Source organism: Ignavibacteriota bacterium, assembly GCA_019637995.1.
Classification (GTDB): domain Bacteria; phylum Bacteroidota; class Ignavibacteria; order Kapaibacteriales; family UBA2268; genus JANJTB01.
In genome coordinates this window covers 171,495-192,248 of sequence record JAHBUQ010000004.1, presented here as the reverse complement: position 1 = coordinate 192,248, position 20,754 = coordinate 171,495, and the positions used below count along the sequence as shown (strand labels likewise).

Here is a 20,754-nt window from a genome sequence, read left to right as displayed (position 1 = left end):
TTCTTATACACGCTGTTGAGCGTTGGCATTTCTATTCGTTTAATGTGTTTTCTAATGTCGTTTTAAATTCGTTTTCGTTGTTGTAATTGTAGAACGGAACGGCTGTTATCAAATATGTGTCCGTGTGGATTTCGATAGTCTTATGTTCAGTTCTGATTTCTTTCAAAAAGTCTTCTTTCCATTTGTCGTGGCCTAACAAATGATTTCCTTTCGGCTCAATGAAAACCTGAAAAGTTATTTGTTCACCGTCACGCTGTTTGCAGAAAAGTAAAAAGTCGGGTTCAAAGGCTCGTCCGAGTTTGTCGAAGATTTTAATTTCTCTTTCATTTCGGAATAAGTAAATGTTTTCAAACTTCTGATTCAGTCCTTCAAATCTTCTGGCAAACAGTTCTACAAATTTCTTTTCTTCACTTGTTCCATAGTTGGCGTTGTAAACATACCAAGGTTCGTTGGCTACCAATGCTTCCTGTCCGTCTGCTCGTTCGCTGTCTTTGTAAACCTTGATTTCTTTATCTTTGAAAACTTTGTGAATAGGTTCTTTGATATAGTCTGAACCTTCGTATTCTGTCGAGTTGTTCTTTATGTCTGCTTCAATGTTTTGCAAAAGTCCGTTGAGTGCTTGCAAGTAGTCGAAATGGTTAATCTCTTTCAGTCTGTTAGCCGGTCCGCTAAATGTGATTTCTAAACCTGCTAAAAAGTCTGTGCTGTCAATGAAATTTGAAAGCGAACCAACGCTTGGGAAGTACTGTGACAAGCTGACGAAATAGAAAAACGGGTTTTGGCTTAATGCAAAACGGATGGTATGTTTTGGAAGTTCAGTCAATTTTACGTCCTTGGATTTTATTATTTCGTATTCGGCAGGTGGATTTTCCATCTCAAAACCCATTGCTAAAGACATTCTGCCAACTCCCGAAGATAAAGTGTGTCGGTAGTTGGCTTTCTTAACTCCTAAATCAGCAAATGATTTTATGTTATCAAAACTCTTAGGAATTTTCTTGTTGAAAACAACGTGACCGTCAAGATAAAAATCAGATTGCTTAAAGTCTAATTTCAAAGACAGTTGTTTGGTTACAAGGTTTTCGTCATCTTCATAAATACCTGAATCAACAAGTGCTTTCTTCAACTCTGATATATAACGACTATCTTCTTTGGTATGGTAATACAATTCTTCCAAAGTTTTCAGGTCATTAGAAATATCATCGTCAAATTTACGGATGTACTTGTCCTGTCCTTGTTCTAATGCAAAAGGAAAGTATCTCGCACCACGACCAATTAACTGGGCTTCTGAAAGTGTGGTTTTGCCCACAGTATTATTAGTGCCACCTGTATTTTGTCCTTCATACAATCTGACAATGTCAAATAAATTCAAAACGTCCCAACCTTCGTTCAGCTTTTGAACGGCAAAAACGGCACGGATTGGGTTGTTTTCATCTTCTAATGTATTGAGCAATATTTGGTTTTGCTCGGCTTCTGCGTCATTGTTGGCACTTAGGCAATTTTCAAATCTGAAATTGGATTGAATGCGTTTTACTATTTCGTTGGCTGAAATGCCTTTGGTTTCAAAAAATCGGAAAGCCTTTTGAACAATTGCAACAGTAGAAGTTTTTTGAATTTTCTCTACCATTGCCACCGAAAAATCATCAATCAGTTTGTGGAAGTTCTCTTTGTTCTGCTCTGATTCCTTGATTGTCTTTTTGGCTTTAAACAGAATTACAGGCTTCAAATTGATATTGTTTGAAGTTGCCAATTCCTGACGATACAAATTCAAAATCAACGCCTGAATGATTCTTTCTTGCTCGTCATATAATGAACGAATTAGGTTGATTTCTTTAGAATACTTGTCTTTACGAAACTCGGCAAGGTCGTATTTGAAAATTACCTTGTCTTGATAGTGTTTTACCAATTCCGCTGTTTCGGTGTCAATAGTTGCCGTAAACTCCAACAAGATATTATCAAAATTGGAATCGTGAATTTTCTTTACGGTGTCTTCCCAACTACCTAACATATTGCCCGATTTTGTTCCTGCTACCAAGTGGTGAGCTTCGTCAGCAATCAAAACCAATTTCTTGTCCTTAAAATCTTCGTAGGTTAGGCTGTTTTCTTTTGTGTTGTTCAGGTCAATATGAAGCTGTTGAATGGTGGTAAACTTCAAATTGATGTTCTGATTGTCGGCTTCTTCAAAGTTGTCAATCTCTTTGATTAGCACTTCTTTTCCGTCAATTACAATTTTGTCGTTGAACAAGTATTTTGAAGCCTGTGGATTGAGAAAATTGTCTTTGGTTTTCTGAATGATATTGTTGCTGTTTACAAAAAACAAAAAGTTGCGATAGCCTTTTTGGTAAAGGTGCAACATCAAACCTGCCATTATCAAAGTCTTTCCACTTCCTGTTGCCATGTTGTAAAGCAGGTGAAACGGTCTTTTGGGTTTGCCTTCAAAATCTTCCGAATCGCAAAGGATGAAACGCTGAAACGCTTCAATCTGATAAGGTCGTTGACCAAAACCAGGCTTTAAATTGTCGGTGATGTGATTAGGAACGGTAACTTGTGCTATGGCTCTTTTACCAAATTCCTGCAACAATATGTCATACAAAAACGCCATTATTCTAATTCTTTATTTTTAGGAGGTAAAGTATTTTTAGCATTCAATTTAGTTACTACTTTTTTACCTGTTTTATCTTCGATTTCCTTTCTAGTGTTTCCTGCTATAGTGCCTCCTTGATTGGCAATTTTTTTATTCTCAGCAAAAGTTTTTGGTTTTTTTTCTTTGCTGATTTCTGTGGTGGTAGCTTCTGCCAACATATTGAGTACCAATTCTAGGTTGGTCATATTGTCTCTCAGATTTTCCTTTTTTAGATTTTTGAAGTTCTTATATTGTCTAACAGAAAATCCACTCCAAGCTTTAGTAATTTCATCGGTAAGTATGGCATATTCCTGACCTTTTTTTACACCTCTGCTATCCCATTCGTCTGTAAGCTCTTTGCGGACTTCTATGCTTTTCAGCCGTTGATTTATCCACTCTTTGCTATATCCTTTTTTTAGATACGTTTCCATCAATCGTTCTATGCCTATCTCGGGATCTTCTATTTCGTCTATACGTTCGCGGGCTACCTTGGCTATCCATAGCTTGAAGGGTTCGGCTTTGGGAGAAGGAATAGATTGTATCAATCGAAATATGGTTTCTGTATCAGCTACATCTGTCATATATTTTTTACCATCGGCAGCCATTAATTTCAGTTTGTCACATTTTGTGACAATCTCACTTCCTTCCTTTTTAAGTCGGCTTTTTAATGTAGTCCAATAGCTTTGTGCTTTCTTATAATCTGTTTGTTCTGTGAGAACAGCAACTATATCTATGACTGAAAAATACCACTTCTCAACATCTTCATTCCAAATAGAACGGACTTTTATGTCTTGAAATATCCTGATTGAAGTTTTATTCTCCATTTCCTTACTTCTTAATTTGGTAAAAATCTTTGGTTACTTTCTTTTCGTCTTCGGTGCAAGCAAAATCTGCATCATTGAGCGAAGAAAGATTTACATACAGTTGGTTTTTGTCCAATAGTTCGCAAAGGTGTTGTTTCTGCTCGGCAAGGCTCAGGGCTTTAAATTCTTCCAAATGCTCATCTTGCTTTTTAATGTCCACATTGTAATTCAGGAAACTTTTGGCTTTCATCTGCTCCCAAATCTCCAAAAGGTGGGTAGCTGAGCTTGCCGAAGCTATCTGCTCTATAAAAGTTTGGTTGTATTTTTTGAGTTCGAGATAAACGAAAGAATCATTTCCATTTTTCTCAATAACTTTCTGAACACGTTTGGAAGTAACAGACTTAACGTAGTCCATTTGCTCACACAAAATGAATTTACGATTGCCACCATCTTCTTTATTGAGCTCCAAAATTGCTTGTGCAGTAGTCCCGCTACCTGCAAAGAAGTCTAATATAATATCTTCTTTGTTGGAACCAATTTGTGCAATATGCTTTATAAGTTTACTTGGTTTTGCAAAAGAGAATGCAGCATTTGTTCCGAAAAAATTCTCAATTTCTTTTGAGGCTTCATCATTTGTAGCAATGTTGTCTAACCAAGTATTCGGAATTTGTCCCTCAAGTTCTGAAAGAAAAATCTTAATTCTTGGCATCCCTTCTCCATCTCTTGGAATTACAAGTCTATTTTCTTTTACATACCTATCGAATGTTTCTTGAGAGCAACTCCATTTGGCTGTTATTTCTCTACCATTTGGCATTTTTAAAGCGTATTCTTTATTACTAGAATTAGCCGGTCTTGCTAAAGGACCTGTTTGATAAACACCGCGTTTGTCATTATCAGGATTTGAGAATGTCTTTTTTATAAATTCTTCTGAGTAGGGTATTTTATTCACAACTAATTTATTCTTGTTCTTAGCCACACATATAATAAAGTCGTGAACTGGGGCAATATGCTTTGCAAGGTTTGCTTGTGTTTTTCTTCTACGCCAAACGAAGTTTGTTACGAAATTATCTCTTCCAAAAACTTCATCTAATAGAACCTTTAAATATGCTTGTTCACTGTCATCGCAACTTATAAATACTATTCCATCATTACTTAAAAGGTCTCTTGCTGTTTCAATCCTGTTTTTAATAAATGTCAACCAAGTTGAATGATTGAAACTGTCATTGTACTTAAACCCATCATTACCTGTATTATATGGCGGGTCTATGTAAATCAGTTTTACTTTACCTGCAAATTCTTCTTTCAGCGTATGCAATGCCAAAAGGTTGTTGCCTTTTATAATCAGGTTGTCGGTTATTGTGCCGTTCTCGTTTCGGTTAAAAAACTCCCCCCGCCCCCTCAAAGAGGGGGAATTTACAAGTGGTTTTTCACCGTCTTTGTCTATGCGTTTTGCATTGGTCAAAACTTTTGGCTCTAAAAGCTGTGTAATTTCGTCTTGTGCTAAAATTTCATTGAAGAAAATTTCTTCTCGTTTGTCTTCTTCACGGCTTTGTCCGCCTTCCAAAATGCAGTCTTTAAATGGCCATACCAAAGCCACTTCGTTGCGTTGTTTTAGGTATTTGCCGTCAATGGTCAGTCCTACTTTGTTTTTGTATTGGGTGTAGCTGTCGTTCAGATAGTTTTTCTGCTCCAAAAACTGCACAAACAAATTTTGGTTAAAAACCAACGTGCCTTTCACGTTAACAAAAAACTTCTCTTTCAGGTCTGCATTGTCGAGCAACAGTCCAATTAACTCTTCATCAAAATTCTGTGCTTTGTTCAGAACCACCCATTTTTTCAGTTCTCCGTTGTCTGTCACGAAGTTGGGTTCTTTCTTGAGTTGTTGCTCTAATGTTGTATATAATTTCATTACTTCTTGTCTGTTTTTTTATTGGTGTAATGGATTTCGCCTTCGGCTCAATTCATTTATCTTCTTTCAAATTATTCAATCGTCAAATTTACTTTTTATTGTCGGTTCGTTTGTCCGAGCGTAGGCTATAACATTAAATAACACGCCATTTCATCTTTTTGTCAATTTAAATGCGTTTATCAGAATTAATCTTTAATATCACTTATCTACATCCTCTCAATAAATGATTTACAAAAATATAAAAGATTGAACTTATTACAAAATAATTTTTCATTATTAGTAATTATAGGAAATACTCAATTCATAGATTATTAATAGTAAAACAAATGAATAAAACTTTTTTATTCAAAATCAGCGTTCAAAAAAATATTTTATGTTTTCAAAGATATAAGTAATTAAAAACAAGAGTTTACAACATTTTATCTTATAAAACTTCTGATAAAAATTGTTTATACCATAAATTATTCATACATTTGTAATATTTTTTTTAATGATTTTTACTACAAACATGAAAAGAGCAGTCATAATATATTTGTTCGTAATTTCAGCGACATTTACTTCATTTGCACAAGAAGCTATAAGAATAATTGATTATGATTATTCGAAGTATCCGGAAATCGAAAACTTAGTATTTGTATTTGATAATAATGGTAATCCCGTACTTAATCTTAATACAGGCAATTTCAATATCAGGGATAATGGCGTAACCCAAGCGAATTTGAAATCCATTACCTGCGACCAGTCACAAGTATCAGAAAATGTTTCCTACACAATAGTTTATGATTTGGGGCTTGATAATTATTATCACAATCCTACAAATTTTTCTCTTGGAAGGCAGACTGCAAATAGACTAATTAACCTAATCAATACCGATGAATCCGAAATTTCACTGACTTCTTATGATTACAGAAGTTTTCTAAATCGTGAGTTTACAAGTTCTAAAGCTGACCTGTTGGCTGAAGTAGCTGCATTTCAATATGCTCCGGGTTCATTATTCGAAGCGGCGTTTATAGATGAGCCTGCAGGCGCATTCAAAATTAACTCAAGAGCTGAAAATGATGCAAAATCAATTATATTAATTACCGATGGTGGCGGAAAATATGATTTCCCTGCGATATCAGCTGCCTTAGCCGCATCAGGAGCAAAACTTTTTGTGATTTCACTTCGTAAAGAACCTCAGACTTCAGTTAAAGAACTTTGCTCAAGCTCAGGAGGTATGTGGTTTGAGCTTTCAAGTCAGCAGAAAGTAAATTCTGTAGTATATTCAGTATTAGCTATGAGTAAGGGATATAAGCCATGTAAGCTGAACTGGACAATGGATTATTCCTGCGAGGATAACCATAATATTGAAATAATTGTTCCTTCCAGAAGCGTAAGAGATGAATTTAAATTTGAATTTAATAATTTTGAAAAGTCAATTATTTTAAGCGACCCGGAATTTTTAGCTTTCAGCTCTGTGGATGTCGGCACTAAGAAATCTCTAAGCGTTACTCTGACAGCTAAGAATCGCGATATTTTGATACAGGAATTGAGAGTAAAAGAACCATTTAAAATTATTAATGGAAATGTTAATAATTATTTGCTACTTGAAGATGAATTTATAAGTGTAACGATAGAATATACTCCCGAGCAGGAAGCGATTGTATTTTCACCACTTGAAATAGTTTCAGACGCCTGCATGACTATGCCGATATATATGACCGGTGGCTTTCCTAATACCAAGCCGACTGAAAAAACTATAAAAATTGTTCATCCAAATGGTGGTGAATATCTTATAATTGGCGATACATCATTTGTAGAATGGCTTGGACTTCTTCCACTTGATGTTATTCAGCTTGAATATTCAACTGATAACGGCAGAACCTGGCTTCCGCTTGCAATTAATGTTGACGGTCTGAAAAGGGACTGGATTGTACCTGATACTCCAAGTGATTCATGCCTTGTTAAGATTATCCAGCTTTGGCCCAACAATGTCGGCTTTACTCTCAAACTTCCCCACAAGGGCGCTGTAAATTCTGCTTTTTTTAATCCCGATGGTGATTTGGTATTAACAGCAAGCAGTGATACAACTGCAGCAGTCTGGATTGCAAATACCGGGGTCAAGAAATTTAATCTTCAGAAACACAACAAACCAATACAATGGGCTGTTTTTGACCCTTTGAATGAATTTATTGCCACCGGCTCTATGGATTCTACTGTTATGATTTGGAGTCAGGAAGATGGCTCTCTGGTGCATGTAATTGAAGGTCATTCAACAATTGTTGAAAGTGTAAATTTCAGTAATTCAGGTCAGTATTTGGTTTCATCAGATTTCAAAGGATATTCAATAGTTCGTGACCGCAGCTGGAATATTTTGAAAACTATCAAGGCTAATGAAGACGGACCTTCATGGTACACAGAATTTCATCCCCTTGATGAAGATTATATTCTGTCTGCAAATGGTGACGGTATGGCTAAAGAATGGAACTGGAGACAGTATTCTGCCGGCTCTCAGCCTACAAAAGTTTTTGAGACTAAAAGCATAATGTGCAAGCACGCCACATACAGTACGAACGGTTCGAAAGTAGCAGCCACAACAAGCTCGGGAAATCCGAAAAAACTTTATGTCTGGGACGTAAATGATACGGAAAATTATCTTTATGAAATTTCTCACAATCTTGATACAAATGATAATAATTCAATTAATTACTCCTCATTTTTCTATCATCCTGATTTAGGTAAAGAGGTATTACTTACAACAAGTACTGACGAAACTGCACGCCTATGGGATGCGGCTGACGGCACTCCAACCAGAATTAATGACTTCATAACTGATAACATTTTCCGTTATGAACATACTAATTCAGTAACCACGGGTGTTTTTGACCGTTTCGGGTCAAGATTACTTACTGCAAGCTGGGATTCAACTGCAAAAATCTGGAACTTGAATCAGAAGGAATTGCAACAGGATATTTCAGATTCTGTATTTACAATCGCTTATGCTCGTGGCAAAGGAATGACAGTTGATATGGGTACAGTTTATCTTGGAGAGTTGAAGGACTCAATAGTCAGAGCCGTATTTGTCAATGAATCCAAATTTGCTTACAATATAAGAGGATATAAGTTTTCGGGAACAGATGCGGGTGATTTTGAAATTTTGACAGATTTAAAATTTCCTATGTTAATAAATGCAAATGACAGCCTTCCACTTGAAATCAGATATTTTCCTAAGCAGACAGGATTTAGTACTGCCGAACTTGAGTTTGAGCTTCCTGCCGGTGTTGTCGTTAAATCAAGTGTGAGCGGCTTATGCGACTTAACTTCGATTAAACTTAATTATCCGATTGTGGATTTTGGTAAAGTTGAAGTCGGTAGCTTCAAGGACAGTACATTTACTTTAATAATGACAAATGAATCTGGTGCTGCTGTAGAAATTGATGAGATAAATGTAATAGGTTCATATAAAACTGAATTTACTTCAAACCAAAATGTTGGAACAATTCTTCAAAACGGTGAATCAATACCTGTTACTTTAAGATTTCTGCCTGAATATATGGGTAGAAAAAATGCACAATATTCTGTAAATTATAAGGGTAAAGGCTCGCCAAGACTGGTCAATATGTTTGGCGAAGGAACTGATGCCCGAAGTGATTCACTCATGATTTATGTCAAATCGGTAGAAGCATATCCGGGTGATATTATACAAGTTCCGATTTATGTAGGAGCAGTTGGTTCGCTTGGAATTTCAGATTTTATCAATGGATTTTCTACAAATATGAGGTTCAACGCTACACTACTTGAGCCATTGAGCGGATTTTCGTCATCTGAAATAATCGGAAATGAAAGAATCTTAAAAATCGACTTGCCCAAGACATTCTCACAGGATTCTGTTCTGCATATACTTGAATTTAAAGCACTTTGGGGCAATGATACCATCAGCCCGCTGATATTGGAATATACAGTCCCGAGTGGTGCCGGAAGAATTTCAATAACAGAGGAATCTGCACATTTTAAACTTTTGGGTGTATGCCTTCAGGATGGAGAACTTCGACTTTTCCTTCCGGGTGATTTATCATTATCTCAGAATCAGCCAAATCCCGCTCAGGATATCACAAGAATAGATTTCAGTGTTCTCGAATCAGGAAATACAAGAATTGTACTATCTGATATGTTAGGCAACGATATCAAGGTCATTGCAAATGGGAATTTTGCTCCCGGTCAGCACAGTGTTCATTTCCATATCGGGGATTTACCTCCCGGAGTTTACTATTATACGATGTATACTCCTACAAATGTCTTAAGAAAATCAATGTTAATTACAAAATAAATTTTGAAGAAAACAGATAAAATTATGATACAATCGGTTAGAGGAACAAAAGATTTATTGCCCGGCGAAATTGAAAAATGGCAGCAATTGGAAAATGTAATCCGTGATGTAACAAAAAGGTACGGATACAGAGAAATCAGAACGCCAATTTTTGAGAAGACTGAAGTATTTTCACGCAGTATTGGGGAAAATACGGATATTGTCAATAAAGAAATGTATACTTTCACAGACAAGGGCGACGAATCTATCACACTACGCCCTGAAAAAACAGCAGCTCTTGTGAGAAGTGTAATTCAAAATAATCTTACTCATGATATATCTTCGTTGAGATTATGGTATTTTGGACCATTTTTCCGCTATGAGCGTCCTCAAAAGGGTAGGCTCAGGCAATTTCACCAGTTTGGTGCCGAATGCATTGGTTCGCCGAATGCGGAAGCAGACGCTGAGATTATTTTGCTTGCTAATCAACTGATAAATAATTTGGGAATTAAGGATTATACGCTACAATTAAACAGTCTTGGCAACGAAAAATCCAGAGCTGATTACAGACAGGAACTTGTCAATTATTTAAGTAGTCACAAGGATGAGTTATCACATGAAAGTCAAACCCGTCTTGAGACAAATCCTTTGAGAGTCTTGGATTCAAAAGAAGAAAAAGATAAATTAATTATTACTGATGCTCCTGTTATAATTGATTTTTTGGATGATGAAAGCAAGAAACATTTTGACAAAGTACGTAATTTGCTTAATATAACCGGCGTCAAATACCATCTCGAACCTCGACTGGTCAGAGGTCTTGATTACTATTGCCATACAGTATTTGAGTTTAGAAGTTCCGCATTAGGAGCACAGGATGCATTTGGTGGTGGTGGCAGATATGACGGTCTTTTTGAGCAATTAGGCGGCAAACCGACTCCAGCTGTGGGCTTTGCTATGGGAATTGAAAGATTAATTCTTATTCTGGAGGCGCTTGGAATTATGCAAGAAGCAACAGGTGACTGCGATATTTACTTGATTTGTACAAGCGACTCAATATATGATAATGCACTCACAATCGCAGAGCAGCTAAGAGCAAGTGGCTACAAAGTTTATTCAGATTTGCAAAGACGCTCTTTCAAAGCTCAAATGCGTGAAGCCGACAAGCTTTCGGCTAAATATTGCGTTATTATTGGTGAGGATGAAATTTCTAAAAATTCTGTTAAAATTAAAAATATGTCCACAGGCGAGCAAGCTGATATCAAGCAGGATTTATTACAAACAATTTCATTCAGATAAGTTATGGGCTTTTCATCAGACAGGAGAGCTCTGAATATTATTGTCAATTCATTATCGAAATGGCAGGTAAAGTTAATTTTTGCTTTACTTGCCTTTTCAATAATTGTGGCTGTAATAATGTTTACACAATCTCTTGTTGAAGAGCTTATCAAACGTGAGCAGCAAGCAGTTGAGCTTTTTGCAAAAGTTACTGAAGACTTCCTTGATATGGTCGAAACTCCAACATCTTCGACTGATACTGACATTTACATATTTTTTATTGATGAGATTCAAAATGCGATGATAAATTTTCCTATCGTCGTAACTTATGAAAATGGGGAACCTTATGAGCCATTTGAAGATTGGTCACTAAATATTGAGTTTGCACCTGAAATGAGTATTGCCGAAAAAAGAGCTCTGGTAATAAATATCTTAAAGAAGATGGAAACCACCTATGAGCCAATTCTTGTAACAGACAAAGATGGCAAAGTAATCAGCAAGGTATTTTATACTCATTCGGCTTTGGTTGATAAATTAAGATTTTTTCCTTATATCGCTATTATTATTGTAGCAGTATTTGTGATTATCGGCTACATTTCATTTAATTCCTCACGCGATAATGAGCAGTCTAAAGTTTGGGTTGGAATGTCAAAAGAAGCCGCTCATCAGCTTGGTACACCTCTTTCAAGCTTACTTGCCTGGCTTGAGATTATCAAATTCAGTGCTGATGACCCAAAATCTGTGCTGGAAACAACCTCCGAAATGGAAAAGGACATTCAAAGACTTAATACTATTGCTACGAGATTCTCTAAAATAGGCTCTACACCCGAAAAGGAAAATGTCAATTTATCGAAATTGATTGATAATGTTTGTAATTATTTTGATAAAAGACTACCACACCTTGGAAAGAAAATCGAGATTATACGCTCGCTTGATGACAGAATGTTCGCCGATGTAAATGTAGATTTGTTCGCTTGGGTCATAGAAAATCTACTTAAAAATGGGGCAGAAGCTATTGAGGAAAAGCAAGGACAGATTTATATTTTTATGCGGGTTAACCCTAAAAAGAAAATTTATATTTTTGTAAAAGATACCGGAAAAGGCATGACCCCAAAATTAAAAAGACAAATATTTAATCCGGGTTTTTCGACAAAACGACGTGGATGGGGTCTGGGGCTGAGTCTATGCAAAAGAATTATCGAAGAATATCACGACGGCAAAATTTACGTAAAAGAAACTATGCCCGGTAAAGGTACAACTTTTGCAATCGAATTGCCACTTAAAGAATAAGTTTAATACCCGCTATGAAATATATTCCCGGCATTGGCATACCTTGTATATATTCATAATATACATCAGTAAGATTATTTAACCTCAAGTAAACTTCATTGTTCTGAAATACTTTTTGACTTAGTTTGGCATTAAAGATCCAGAAATCTACAGGAGATCTGCTCTCAGGCAAGCTTGATTCTCTGCCACTTACAAAAATGGATTCAACAAGCCACGATAGACCGAAGTCATAAGAATTATAAATTTGACTTTTGACAGAAATTTCAGGAATAATAATTTCTCTGCCGAACTGATCAAATATGCTTTGGCTTTCCAAAAAATATACGGCATCAAGTTGCATATAAGCTAAATAAATATCAGCATACCTTGAGAACGAAAGTCCATGCACATTCATTGAATTTGGTATCTCACGACTAATGCTGCCACTAATATCGAAAGGTACCTGAATATTACTAAAGTTGCTGTTGAAATATTTCAGATCGATTAATATCCTTTTCAAAATCAACAAATTAATTCCGATTTCGACTGTTTGGTTGATTGTTGTTTCTGCTATTCCGGGAAATAGCTGAGATTCATTGATTTCAGGATAAATCAGATACAAATGCGGTAGCATTGAACTTCGGGTTAAATCCCCATTTATTTTTAGATAATCAGTTAGTTTAATACCAAAGTCAAATGAATAATCAATATTGGAAAATCCCTCTATTATTTGGTCTTGATAGGCTGTAAGCGGATTTAATATTCTGTAAGAAGCAAGTAATTTGTATTCCCACAAATCGAATTCCTCACTAAGCTTGAACCCAAAATTTAATTTCTCTATTTCATAACGATTTACAATCAGACCATTATCGGGCTGATATTTAAGAGATTCACGACTGTAGTTCAGACTTAACTCGCCGGGTGGAATATTAGGTATATCAAACTGAAGAACAGAATTCAGTCCAAACCTGTTTTCCTCGAATGTTTTTGTAAAACTGGATTGTAATTGCTTATTAATCAGGAATGAATCATCATATTTTTCCAAAATAGATTTTGTCCTCAGATAAAAAAGATTGCCTCTTAAAACCAATCCTTGGCTCACACTTGTTTCAAACATTAAATTAAATAAATTTAGCTTAAAATCAGGTTCTTTCAGAAAAATATTTGCCTCCGGATACAAGTCAAAAGGCAGACTTTGTGTGCTTTGAGAGTAAATAAATTCGGCATCAAGCGAACTCTTACTATCTGAAATATTCAATCTTGCATTACCTGAAATCTTATCGAATCCGGTATTTGTTCTTGCAAAACCGATTGTATCAGGCTTATCAGCTGATACATCGAATCCGGCTGATGTGATGTAAGAAACGCCCGAACTCCATTTCAAGTAATTTTTTTTACCTGAGATATTTGCCGAAGCCCCACCAAAGACATTCCCACCTTCTATAAGAGCTGTAACAGAGGTACTGTCAGCATTTTTGCGGTTTATATTCAGGTAACCTGCCAGCGACTCTGAATTACTTAAAATATCAGGCTCACTTATTACATAGTTTGATTTATGATAAGGAATTACAAGTAGGTCTCCTCTCATACTTCCATCTGTAACACTATTCAGTAAAACACCATTATATTTAACCTGAAAGGCATTATATGGAGATTTCCGGAATATTAAACCCCGCACAAACCATGAATCAGAGAAGCCGAATAATCCTGGATTGAAACTTAAATCATTTCCAAATGTTATATTAAGATAGTCTTCCGAATCAATTATTTTTTTGTCGAGAGAATATGCGAAGCCAAAAATCAAGTTGAAAACGGCAAAAATCATAATCATTAATCTTATCATATTCTCATCCCGATAAATGCTGACATTCTTCCTGAGAAATCAGCGTCACGTCTGTAGGAATGAAAGTTTTCATCAGAAATTGTACAAATATCCGAAATTTCAATATTTGCTATAGGAATTTTCATATCAAGGAGTTGGTGAAGGATTTCATTTTTATTATCAAACAGATATTTATTCCGAGATTTTAGTTTGATGCTTCGGGGAAAAAATTTAGCTACTTCCTCACCAACTTCGTAAGCATTTCCACCGGCACAAGGGGATATATATACATAAAGATTTTCTGATTTGCTTTCGAATTCATCAATCAATTTCTGAATTCCTTTTCCGACAATATTAAGCGATGTACCTTTCCATCCTGAATGAATACCACAAATAATATCATTTACTGAATCCCAAATCAGTACACCGGCGCAGTCTGCAATTGAAATATTGAGAATAACTCCTTTTTCTGTGGTAATCATTCCATCAGTTTCAGCGTTGTTGTCATCACCTTTCGATACCTTTCTGATAACATCTCCATGTACCTGCTTTTGAAAAATCATCAAATTTGATTTGATTCCGAGCTCTTCAGCAAGCAAATTTCTGTTTCTTAAAACTTCCTCTCTACCAGCAATTTGAGCTTGAGATATTGTGAAACCGTATGGAAAATAAGAAGATAGATTGCGCTTAGTAACTCCCGCAATTATCTTATTATCGTCAAATATTTTTGGTTTAATCCAATCTATCATTTTAAATCAATCATTTTCACAGGGTGTATATCAAGTTTAAGTAAATCCGCTATCCTATTTTGAGTATATGTATCTAATTCATAATATTGAAATTGCTTATCATATTTCACAGCATCAATTGTTGATATTCCGGCATTCCCTGAGTATCCTACAACGATATTTTTTTGAGCATTTAATATGTATTGTCTGATTCCAAAATCTTGCTTCAGTTTATTTGATGGGAGACGGTCAAACATCAATAAATATGTTTGAGAATGATTATTTAATATAACTGCTGTTAAATTTTGTCTTGGAATAATTTCTATTTCACTTTCAATTTTATCGGGTATTATTAAAAAGGCTAATGCAACAATTACTGCTGAAACTGATATTCTAAATTTTCGTAATTTGAAATTCTTTGAAACTATAATATAAACCAATAATGCCGAGAAGATTAATGCAATGAAAATGCTCATACTTCCTTCAAAATATGAATATTTGTAAGAAACTGATAACTCATTAATAGTGTTTGCAGCTTTAATTAAAAAACTAACCGCTGAAGCATAGACTTCTGCTAATGGAGTAAAAATAAATGATGATGCAATTGCTGCTATTCCAAGTGATAAAGCAAACATCATAACAGGTACAACAATTAAATTTGCAAGCGGGCTGACAAAGGAATAAACTCCAAAATAATATGCTACAAGTGGCGAAATTAGAAGTGATGCCGATAGAGTCAGACTAAATGATGCGGAGAAAAAATTTCTCAAAGGGTTGTCTTTTCCTGACTTTGTTAGCAATTCATAGAATTTCTCATAAAATAGTATGATACCCGCTACTGATAGTATTGACATTCTAAATGATACAGAGTAAATCACATCAGGATTAACAAGAAACATCAGCAGACCTGCAATTGCAAGAGAATTTAAAGGATTTACTCTTTGCTCGAAGTTTATTGAAAGAAGATATACAGCTATCATTATTGATGCTCTTACAGCGGATTCGACCCATCCGGTAATCATCACAAATGTAAATAGTAAGAGAATTACAGCGATTGATTTAATCTTAAGATTTGAAATAAAAGAAAATAATGTAAAAATAAGAAATGAAATAATACCTACGTGAAGACCACTTACAGCTAATAAATGAGCTGTTCCCGACAGAGAAAAATTTCGACGGGTATCAAAATCAATCATACTTTTATCTCCGGTTAGAAGTGCAGTCATTATTTGAGCCGAAGTTGAATCAAATACTTGGAATATTTTTCGTTTAAGTGATGTCCTAAGACTATATGACAATGATTTAAGTGACCCTTCGCTTTCTGATTTTACAAAATCCCTACCATTGCATATAGCAGTCCATTGAATTTCATTTGATTTATAGTAAGTTTCATAATCAAATGTTTCACCGGGCAATTTTCCAGCTAAGAAATTAAGTTCAATATTTGCTCTGAATTTCTCTCCCGGAGTAAGTAAAAATTTCGGATTCATTACTGTAAGTAATACTTTTGTATCATTGATTTCAGGTAAGTTCTCAGAATTCAAATTTCCTTTGGCAATATATCTAATATATTTTCTTTCACTTTTCAGAAGTTGAACAATTTCACCTGAAAAGAATGCTTTTTCTTCAGTTAAAATTTTCTTTGGAATTTCGATTTTATGATTATCAAATCTTTGTGAAATAATAAGACTTAATGAAACGATAAGTAGTAAATATGCTATGTCCCTGTTTGAATTTTTAAGAAATGCCAAGCTGGTCAAGGCTATACCAAAACTGATTATAATCACATAAAACTGCTCTAAACGCCAAAATGATAATATCAGCGATAAAATGACCACTGAAATAAATAGCTTTAATGCCGGCAGTTCAGAACTTTTCATAAATAAGTAAATTTTTAAAAAATAAAAATAATCAGTATTTTTCTAAAAATCAAAGAAAATTATCATTACGAAACATTGCAAGTGCATTCTTTATTCAATTGTAACAAATATAACATAAAATGAAGATTATTGTCTAAAATTTGATACATATTATTGATATTAAGTTAATAATCTCTAAAATAAGAATTAGCTTTATTAACAAAAAATATTTTCTTTAAAAAATCTTAAATAAATGTCAATGTTGATAACTTATTTGGTGTTTTAAGAAACTTTTTTATTATTTTGCATATCAGTTTTTTACAAATTACAATGTGGAAAACTTTTTTATAAATATCTTTATTAATAGAACGTTAAGTGAATTAAACAAATATAAAAATATACTGAATATTTTACCAAAGTTTTGCAAGTATATCTAACAAACGAATTTATGGTTTTTTGTTGGAAAAGAAAAAAAGATTAAAAGATTTACTACAAGTTTACTGATAAAGTCTGTTTAAGTAATTCTGTTTCCTTCTGTCCGTTGATGTTCAGTAGAACAGATTGCAAAAAGTTTATACTATTACTGCAGACTGCAAGCTAATTTTGAAAAAAAAGAACCAAAACATATAATTATTTAAAGGTAAAGAATGAAATTTCAAAGACGATTTACGAAAGAAGGTACAAGTCCTTACGACTTGTTAACATATACAAAGAGGTCATCTGTATTGAGAAATCCGGACGGCTCGGTTGTATTTGATATGAAAGATATCGAAGTTCCAACCGGCTGGTCGCAGCTTGCAACTGACATACTTGCTCAAAAGTATTTCCGAAAAACAGGCGTTCCACAGTATGACGAAAATGGGAATCCTGCTATCAATGAGAAAGGAAAACCTGTTTTAGGACCCGAGAAATCTGTTAAACAAGTTGTACACCGACTGGCAGGTGCATGGCGTCAATGGGGTGAACAGTATAAATACTTTGATACAGAGAAAGATGCAAAAGTATTTTATGACGAAATTTCTTTTATGCTTCTCAAGCAAATGTGTGCCCCGAACTCTCCACAATGGTTCAATACAGGTTTACACTTTGCTTATGGAATTACCGGTTCAAAGCAGGGGCATTACTATGTTGACCCTGATACACAGGAAATGATGAAAAGTCAGGACGCTTATAGCCGTCCTCAGCCTCACGCCTGCTTTATCCAATCAGTTCAGGATGATTTGGTCGGTGAAAATGGTATTTTTGACCTCGCTACCCGCGAAGCTCGTATTTTCAAGTATGGCAGTGGTACAGGAACAAATTTCTCGACATTAAGAGGGTCAGGTGAGAAGTTGTCCGGTGGAGGATATTCATCAGGACTTATGAGTTTCCTCAAGATTTTCGACAGAGCTGCCGGTGCAATTAAATCCGGTGGTACAACACGTCGTGCTGCCAAAATGGTTATAGTTAATATTGACCATCCTGATATTGAAGAATTTATCGAATGGAAAGCTAAGGAAGAAGAAAAAGTAGCGGCTTTGGTTGCCGGTTCAAGAGTCAACTCGGCATTTATGAAAGCTGTGCTGGAGGAAGCAGTTACTTCCGGAACCGATATAAATAAAAATAAGCAACTCAAAATATTAGTTCAAAAGGCTCTCAATCGCGGTATTCCCTTAAATCATGTAAAAAGAGTGTTAGACCTTGTTGACCAAGGATTTACTTCGGTAGATTTTCCGGTATTTGATACACATTATGAAGGTGAAGGTTATATCACAGTCAGCGGTCAGAATTCCAATAATTCAGTCCGCGTTACTAATGATTTTATGAATGCAGTCGAAAATGACGAAATGTGGGAACTTCGCTGGAGAAAGAGTGGCGAAACTGCAAGGATAGTCAGAGCTCGGGATTTATGGGAAAAAATCAATCTTTGTGCATGGAAGAGTGCTGACCCGGGACTTCAATTCGATACTACAATCAACGAATGGCATACCTGCCCCGAGTCAGGCAGAATCAATGGTAGCAATCCTTGCAGTGAGTATATGTTCCTTGATGATACTGCCTGCAATCTGGCAAGTCTAAATCTGATGAAATTCTATGATGATGAGTCCGATACTTTCAAAGTGGAAGATTTCAAGCATGGCGTCAGATTGTGGACCGTTGTTTTGGAAATATCAGTGCTGATGGCACAATTCCCATCAAAACAAGTTGCTGATTTGAGCTATAAATTCCGCACTCTTGGTCTGGGATATGCAAACCTCGGAACACTTCTGATGGTAAACGGAATTCCTTATGATTCGCCTGAAGCACTTGCCTGGACCGGTGCAATCAGTGCAATTCTTACAGGACAGTCTTATGCTACTTCTGCTGAAATGGCTAAAGAAATTGGTGCTTTTCCTGAGTATGGTATAAATAGTGAAGCAATGCTAAAAGTTATCCGTAATCACAGAAGGGCTGCCTACAATGCAAATCCTTCTGAATACGAAGATTTAACTATCAGACCAAAAGGAATAAACCCAAGATATGTTCCTGAATATATGCTCGAAACTGCCCGCGAATGTTGGGATGATGCTTTAGAGCTCGGTACTAAATATGGATACCGTAATGCACAGGTTACTGTAATTGCACCTACCGGAACAATAGGGCTTGTTATGGACTGCGATACTACAGGTATTGAACCGGATTTTGCAATTGTTAAATATAAAAAATTAGCAGGTGGCGGATATTTCAAAATTGTAAATCAATCTGTAAGAAAAGCACTTACAAAACTGAATTATTCAGAACAGCAAATAGAAGAAATTGAAAAATATTCTAAAGGTAGCGGTACTTTAATAGGTTGCGCCCATATAAATAAAAAATCTTTGAAAGAAAAAGGCTTTTCAGATGAAAAAATTGAAATCATCGAAAAGCAACTTGATAATGTTTTTGATATCAAATTTGCATTCAATAAATGGACTTTAGGTGAAGATTTCTTAATTTCACTTGGTTTCACACGTGCACAATTAGATGATCCGGGATTTGATATGCTTACAGATTTGGGATTTTCTGCTGATCAAATTGATGAGGCAAATGATTACATTTGTGGCACAATGATGCTTGAAGGTGCTCCTCATCTGAAAGAGGAACACCTGCCAATTTTTGATACAGCAAATAAATGTGGCAAAAAAGGCAAGCGATATATTGACTATATGGCTCACATTCGCATTATGGCAGCAGCTCAGCCATTTATTACAGGTGCAATTTCAAAGACTGTCAATATGCCTGCTGAAGCTACGATTTCTCAAATCAGCGAGCTTCACGTTAAATCATGGAAACTGATGCTGAAAGCTATTGCTCTCTACCGCGACGGCTCTAAACTGTCTCAGCCTCTTAATTCATCTAATCTCAAAGACCTTGATGAAGTTGTATCATTAGGCGACGAAAATACTCTTGACGAGACAAAAGGACCTCAGGAGGTTCAGGAGATTATTGCTGACAGAGTACATTACAAGATTTCAAGACTCAAACTTCCTAAGAAACGCCATGGGCATATTCGCGAAGCAGTTGTAGGTGGACATAAGGTATTCCTGAGAACAGGAGAATATGAAGACGGTACTTTGGGTGAGATTTTTATTGATATGTACAAAGAAGGTGCTTCTTTCCGTGGGCTTCTTAACAGTTTCGCGATTCTTGCCTCAAAAGCATTGCAATACGGCGTCCCACTTGAAGATTTGGTTGACACATTCACGTTCACAAGATTCGAACCGTCAGGTCCGGTTCAGGGGCATGAAGCTATTAAGAATTCTACTTCAATTCTCGATTATGTTTTCCGCTCAATTGGATATGATTACCTGAATCGTGAGGATTTCGTTCACGTAAAAGCAGTTGATGAACCGGTTGACAGTAAAAATTCCGATAATCAGGCACCTGCTTATAATCAGTCATTGCCAAAAGAGGATGTGGAAGTAAAATCATCTGTAAGCCTTGTCCCCGAAAAGACTTTCAAGGCTGGAACTGAATTGGTTTCTGCAGGAGTTGATACTCCTGAACTTAAGTCAGCTAATACAAATGGTCTTTCGATGCAGCTTAAAGTCGGCACAAGCAGTGAAGCTCAATCTTTTGGATATACAGGTGAGCATTGCACAAATTGCGGCTCCATGAGAGTTAAACGTAACGGTAGTTGTACTGTTTGCGAAGATTGTGGCACTACAAGTGGTTGCTCCTGAGTT

10 protein-coding genes are annotated in these 20,754 nt (G+C 35.7%); 4 read left to right on the top strand and 6 right to left on the bottom strand.

Annotated features, from left to right (window positions below; genetic code table 11):
• Positions 1-31 precede the first annotated feature (31 nt).
• The 3 genes from KF896_15095 to KF896_15085 are packed head-to-tail and all read right to left on the bottom strand — an operon-like array spanning position 32 to position 5,332.
• The gene (locus KF896_15095; GenBank protein ID MBX3045036.1) at positions 32-2,599 is read right to left on the bottom strand and encodes a DEAD/DEAH box helicase family protein; all 2,568 of its coding nucleotides are present in this window, start codon (positions 2,597-2,599) and stop codon (positions 32-34) included.
• Positions 2,599-3,444, bottom strand: a complete 846-nt coding sequence (locus tag KF896_15090; protein MBX3045035.1) for a Bro-N domain-containing protein — start codon at positions 3,442-3,444, stop codon at positions 2,599-2,601. Before KF896_15090 ends, KF896_15095 begins: the two co-directional genes overlap by 1 nt.
• Positions 3,445-3,448: 4 nt before the next feature.
• Positions 3,449-5,332, bottom strand: coding sequence for a site-specific DNA-methyltransferase (locus KF896_15085; GenBank protein MBX3045034.1), 1,884 nt, complete (start codon positions 5,330-5,332; stop codon positions 3,449-3,451).
• A gap of 508 nt (positions 5,333-5,840) precedes the next feature.
• On the opposite strand from KF896_15085, the gene KF896_15080 reads away from it, so the two are divergent.
• The 3 genes from KF896_15080 to KF896_15070 are packed head-to-tail and all read left to right on the top strand — an operon-like array spanning position 5,841 to position 12,182.
• The gene (locus KF896_15080) at positions 5,841-9,638 is read left to right on the top strand and encodes a choice-of-anchor D domain-containing protein (protein ID MBX3045033.1); all 3,798 of its coding nucleotides are present in this window, start codon (positions 5,841-5,843) and stop codon (positions 9,636-9,638) included.
• 24 nt (positions 9,639-9,662) lie between these two features.
• A complete protein-coding gene (hisS, locus tag KF896_15075) occupies positions 9,663-10,913 on the top strand; it encodes a histidine--tRNA ligase (GenBank protein ID MBX3045032.1) in 1,251 nt (416 codons plus the stop codon).
• 3 nt (positions 10,914-10,916) lie between these two features.
• Complete coding sequence (locus KF896_15070; GenBank protein MBX3045031.1) at positions 10,917-12,182, top strand: HAMP domain-containing histidine kinase; 1,266 nt, start codon at positions 10,917-10,919, stop codon at positions 12,180-12,182.
• On the opposite strand, the gene KF896_15065 is transcribed toward KF896_15070, so the two are convergent.
• Genes KF896_15065 through KF896_15055 form a run of 3 tightly spaced genes read right to left on the bottom strand, consistent with a single transcriptional unit; the run spans position 12,172 to position 16,591 of the window.
• Positions 12,172-14,004: a hypothetical protein gene (locus KF896_15065; protein ID MBX3045030.1), complete on the bottom strand. Its 1,833-nt coding sequence runs from the start codon at positions 14,002-14,004 to the stop codon at positions 12,172-12,174. The two genes, KF896_15070 and KF896_15065, sit on opposite strands and share 11 nt — an antisense overlap.
• The gene (gene pgeF, locus KF896_15060) at positions 14,001-14,732 is read right to left on the bottom strand and encodes a peptidoglycan editing factor PgeF (GenBank protein MBX3045029.1); all 732 of its coding nucleotides are present in this window, start codon (positions 14,730-14,732) and stop codon (positions 14,001-14,003) included. The genes KF896_15065 and pgeF overlap by 4 nt, the downstream gene beginning before the upstream one ends.
• On the bottom strand, positions 14,729-16,591 hold the full coding sequence (locus KF896_15055) for a ComEC/Rec2 family competence protein (GenBank protein MBX3045028.1): 1,863 nt from the start codon (positions 16,589-16,591) through the stop codon (positions 14,729-14,731). The genes pgeF and KF896_15055 overlap by 4 nt, the downstream gene beginning before the upstream one ends.
• 626 nt (positions 16,592-17,217) lie before the next feature.
• Here KF896_15055 and KF896_15050 point away from each other — a divergent pair.
• Positions 17,218-20,751 (top strand): vitamin B12-dependent ribonucleotide reductase, encoded by a 3,534-nt coding sequence (locus KF896_15050; GenBank protein ID MBX3045027.1) that lies wholly within the window; start codon positions 17,218-17,220, stop codon positions 20,749-20,751.
• The last annotated feature ends 3 nt before the right edge of the window (positions 20,752-20,754 follow it).

What these genes read in the sequence shown, in the direction of transcription:
- pgeF (MBX3045029.1), bottom strand. Translation starts at nt 14,732, where the DNA reads ATGATAGATTGGATTAAACCAAAAATATTTGACGATAATAAGATAATT.
- KF896_15085 (MBX3045034.1), bottom strand. Translation starts at nt 5,332, where the DNA reads ATGAAATTATATACAACATTAGAGCAACAACTCAAGAAAGAACCCAAC.
- KF896_15070 (MBX3045031.1), top strand. Translation starts at nt 10,917, where the DNA reads ATGGGCTTTTCATCAGACAGGAGAGCTCTGAATATTATTGTCAATTCA.
- KF896_15090 (MBX3045035.1), bottom strand. Translation starts at nt 3,444, where the DNA reads ATGGAGAATAAAACTTCAATCAGGATATTTCAAGACATAAAAGTCCGT.
- hisS (MBX3045032.1), top strand. Translation starts at nt 9,663, where the DNA reads ATGATACAATCGGTTAGAGGAACAAAAGATTTATTGCCCGGCGAAATT.
- KF896_15080 (MBX3045033.1), top strand. Translation starts at nt 5,841, where the DNA reads ATGAAAAGAGCAGTCATAATATATTTGTTCGTAATTTCAGCGACATTT.
- KF896_15065 (MBX3045030.1), bottom strand. Translation starts at nt 14,004, where the DNA reads ATGATAAGATTAATGATTATGATTTTTGCCGTTTTCAACTTGATTTTT.
- KF896_15095 (MBX3045036.1), bottom strand. Translation starts at nt 2,599, where the DNA reads ATGGCGTTTTTGTATGACATATTGTTGCAGGAATTTGGTAAAAGAGCC.
- KF896_15055 (MBX3045028.1), bottom strand. Translation starts at nt 16,591, where the DNA reads ATGAAAAGTTCTGAACTGCCGGCATTAAAGCTATTTATTTCAGTGGTC.
- KF896_15050 (MBX3045027.1), top strand. Translation starts at nt 17,218, where the DNA reads ATGAAATTTCAAAGACGATTTACGAAAGAAGGTACAAGTCCTTACGAC.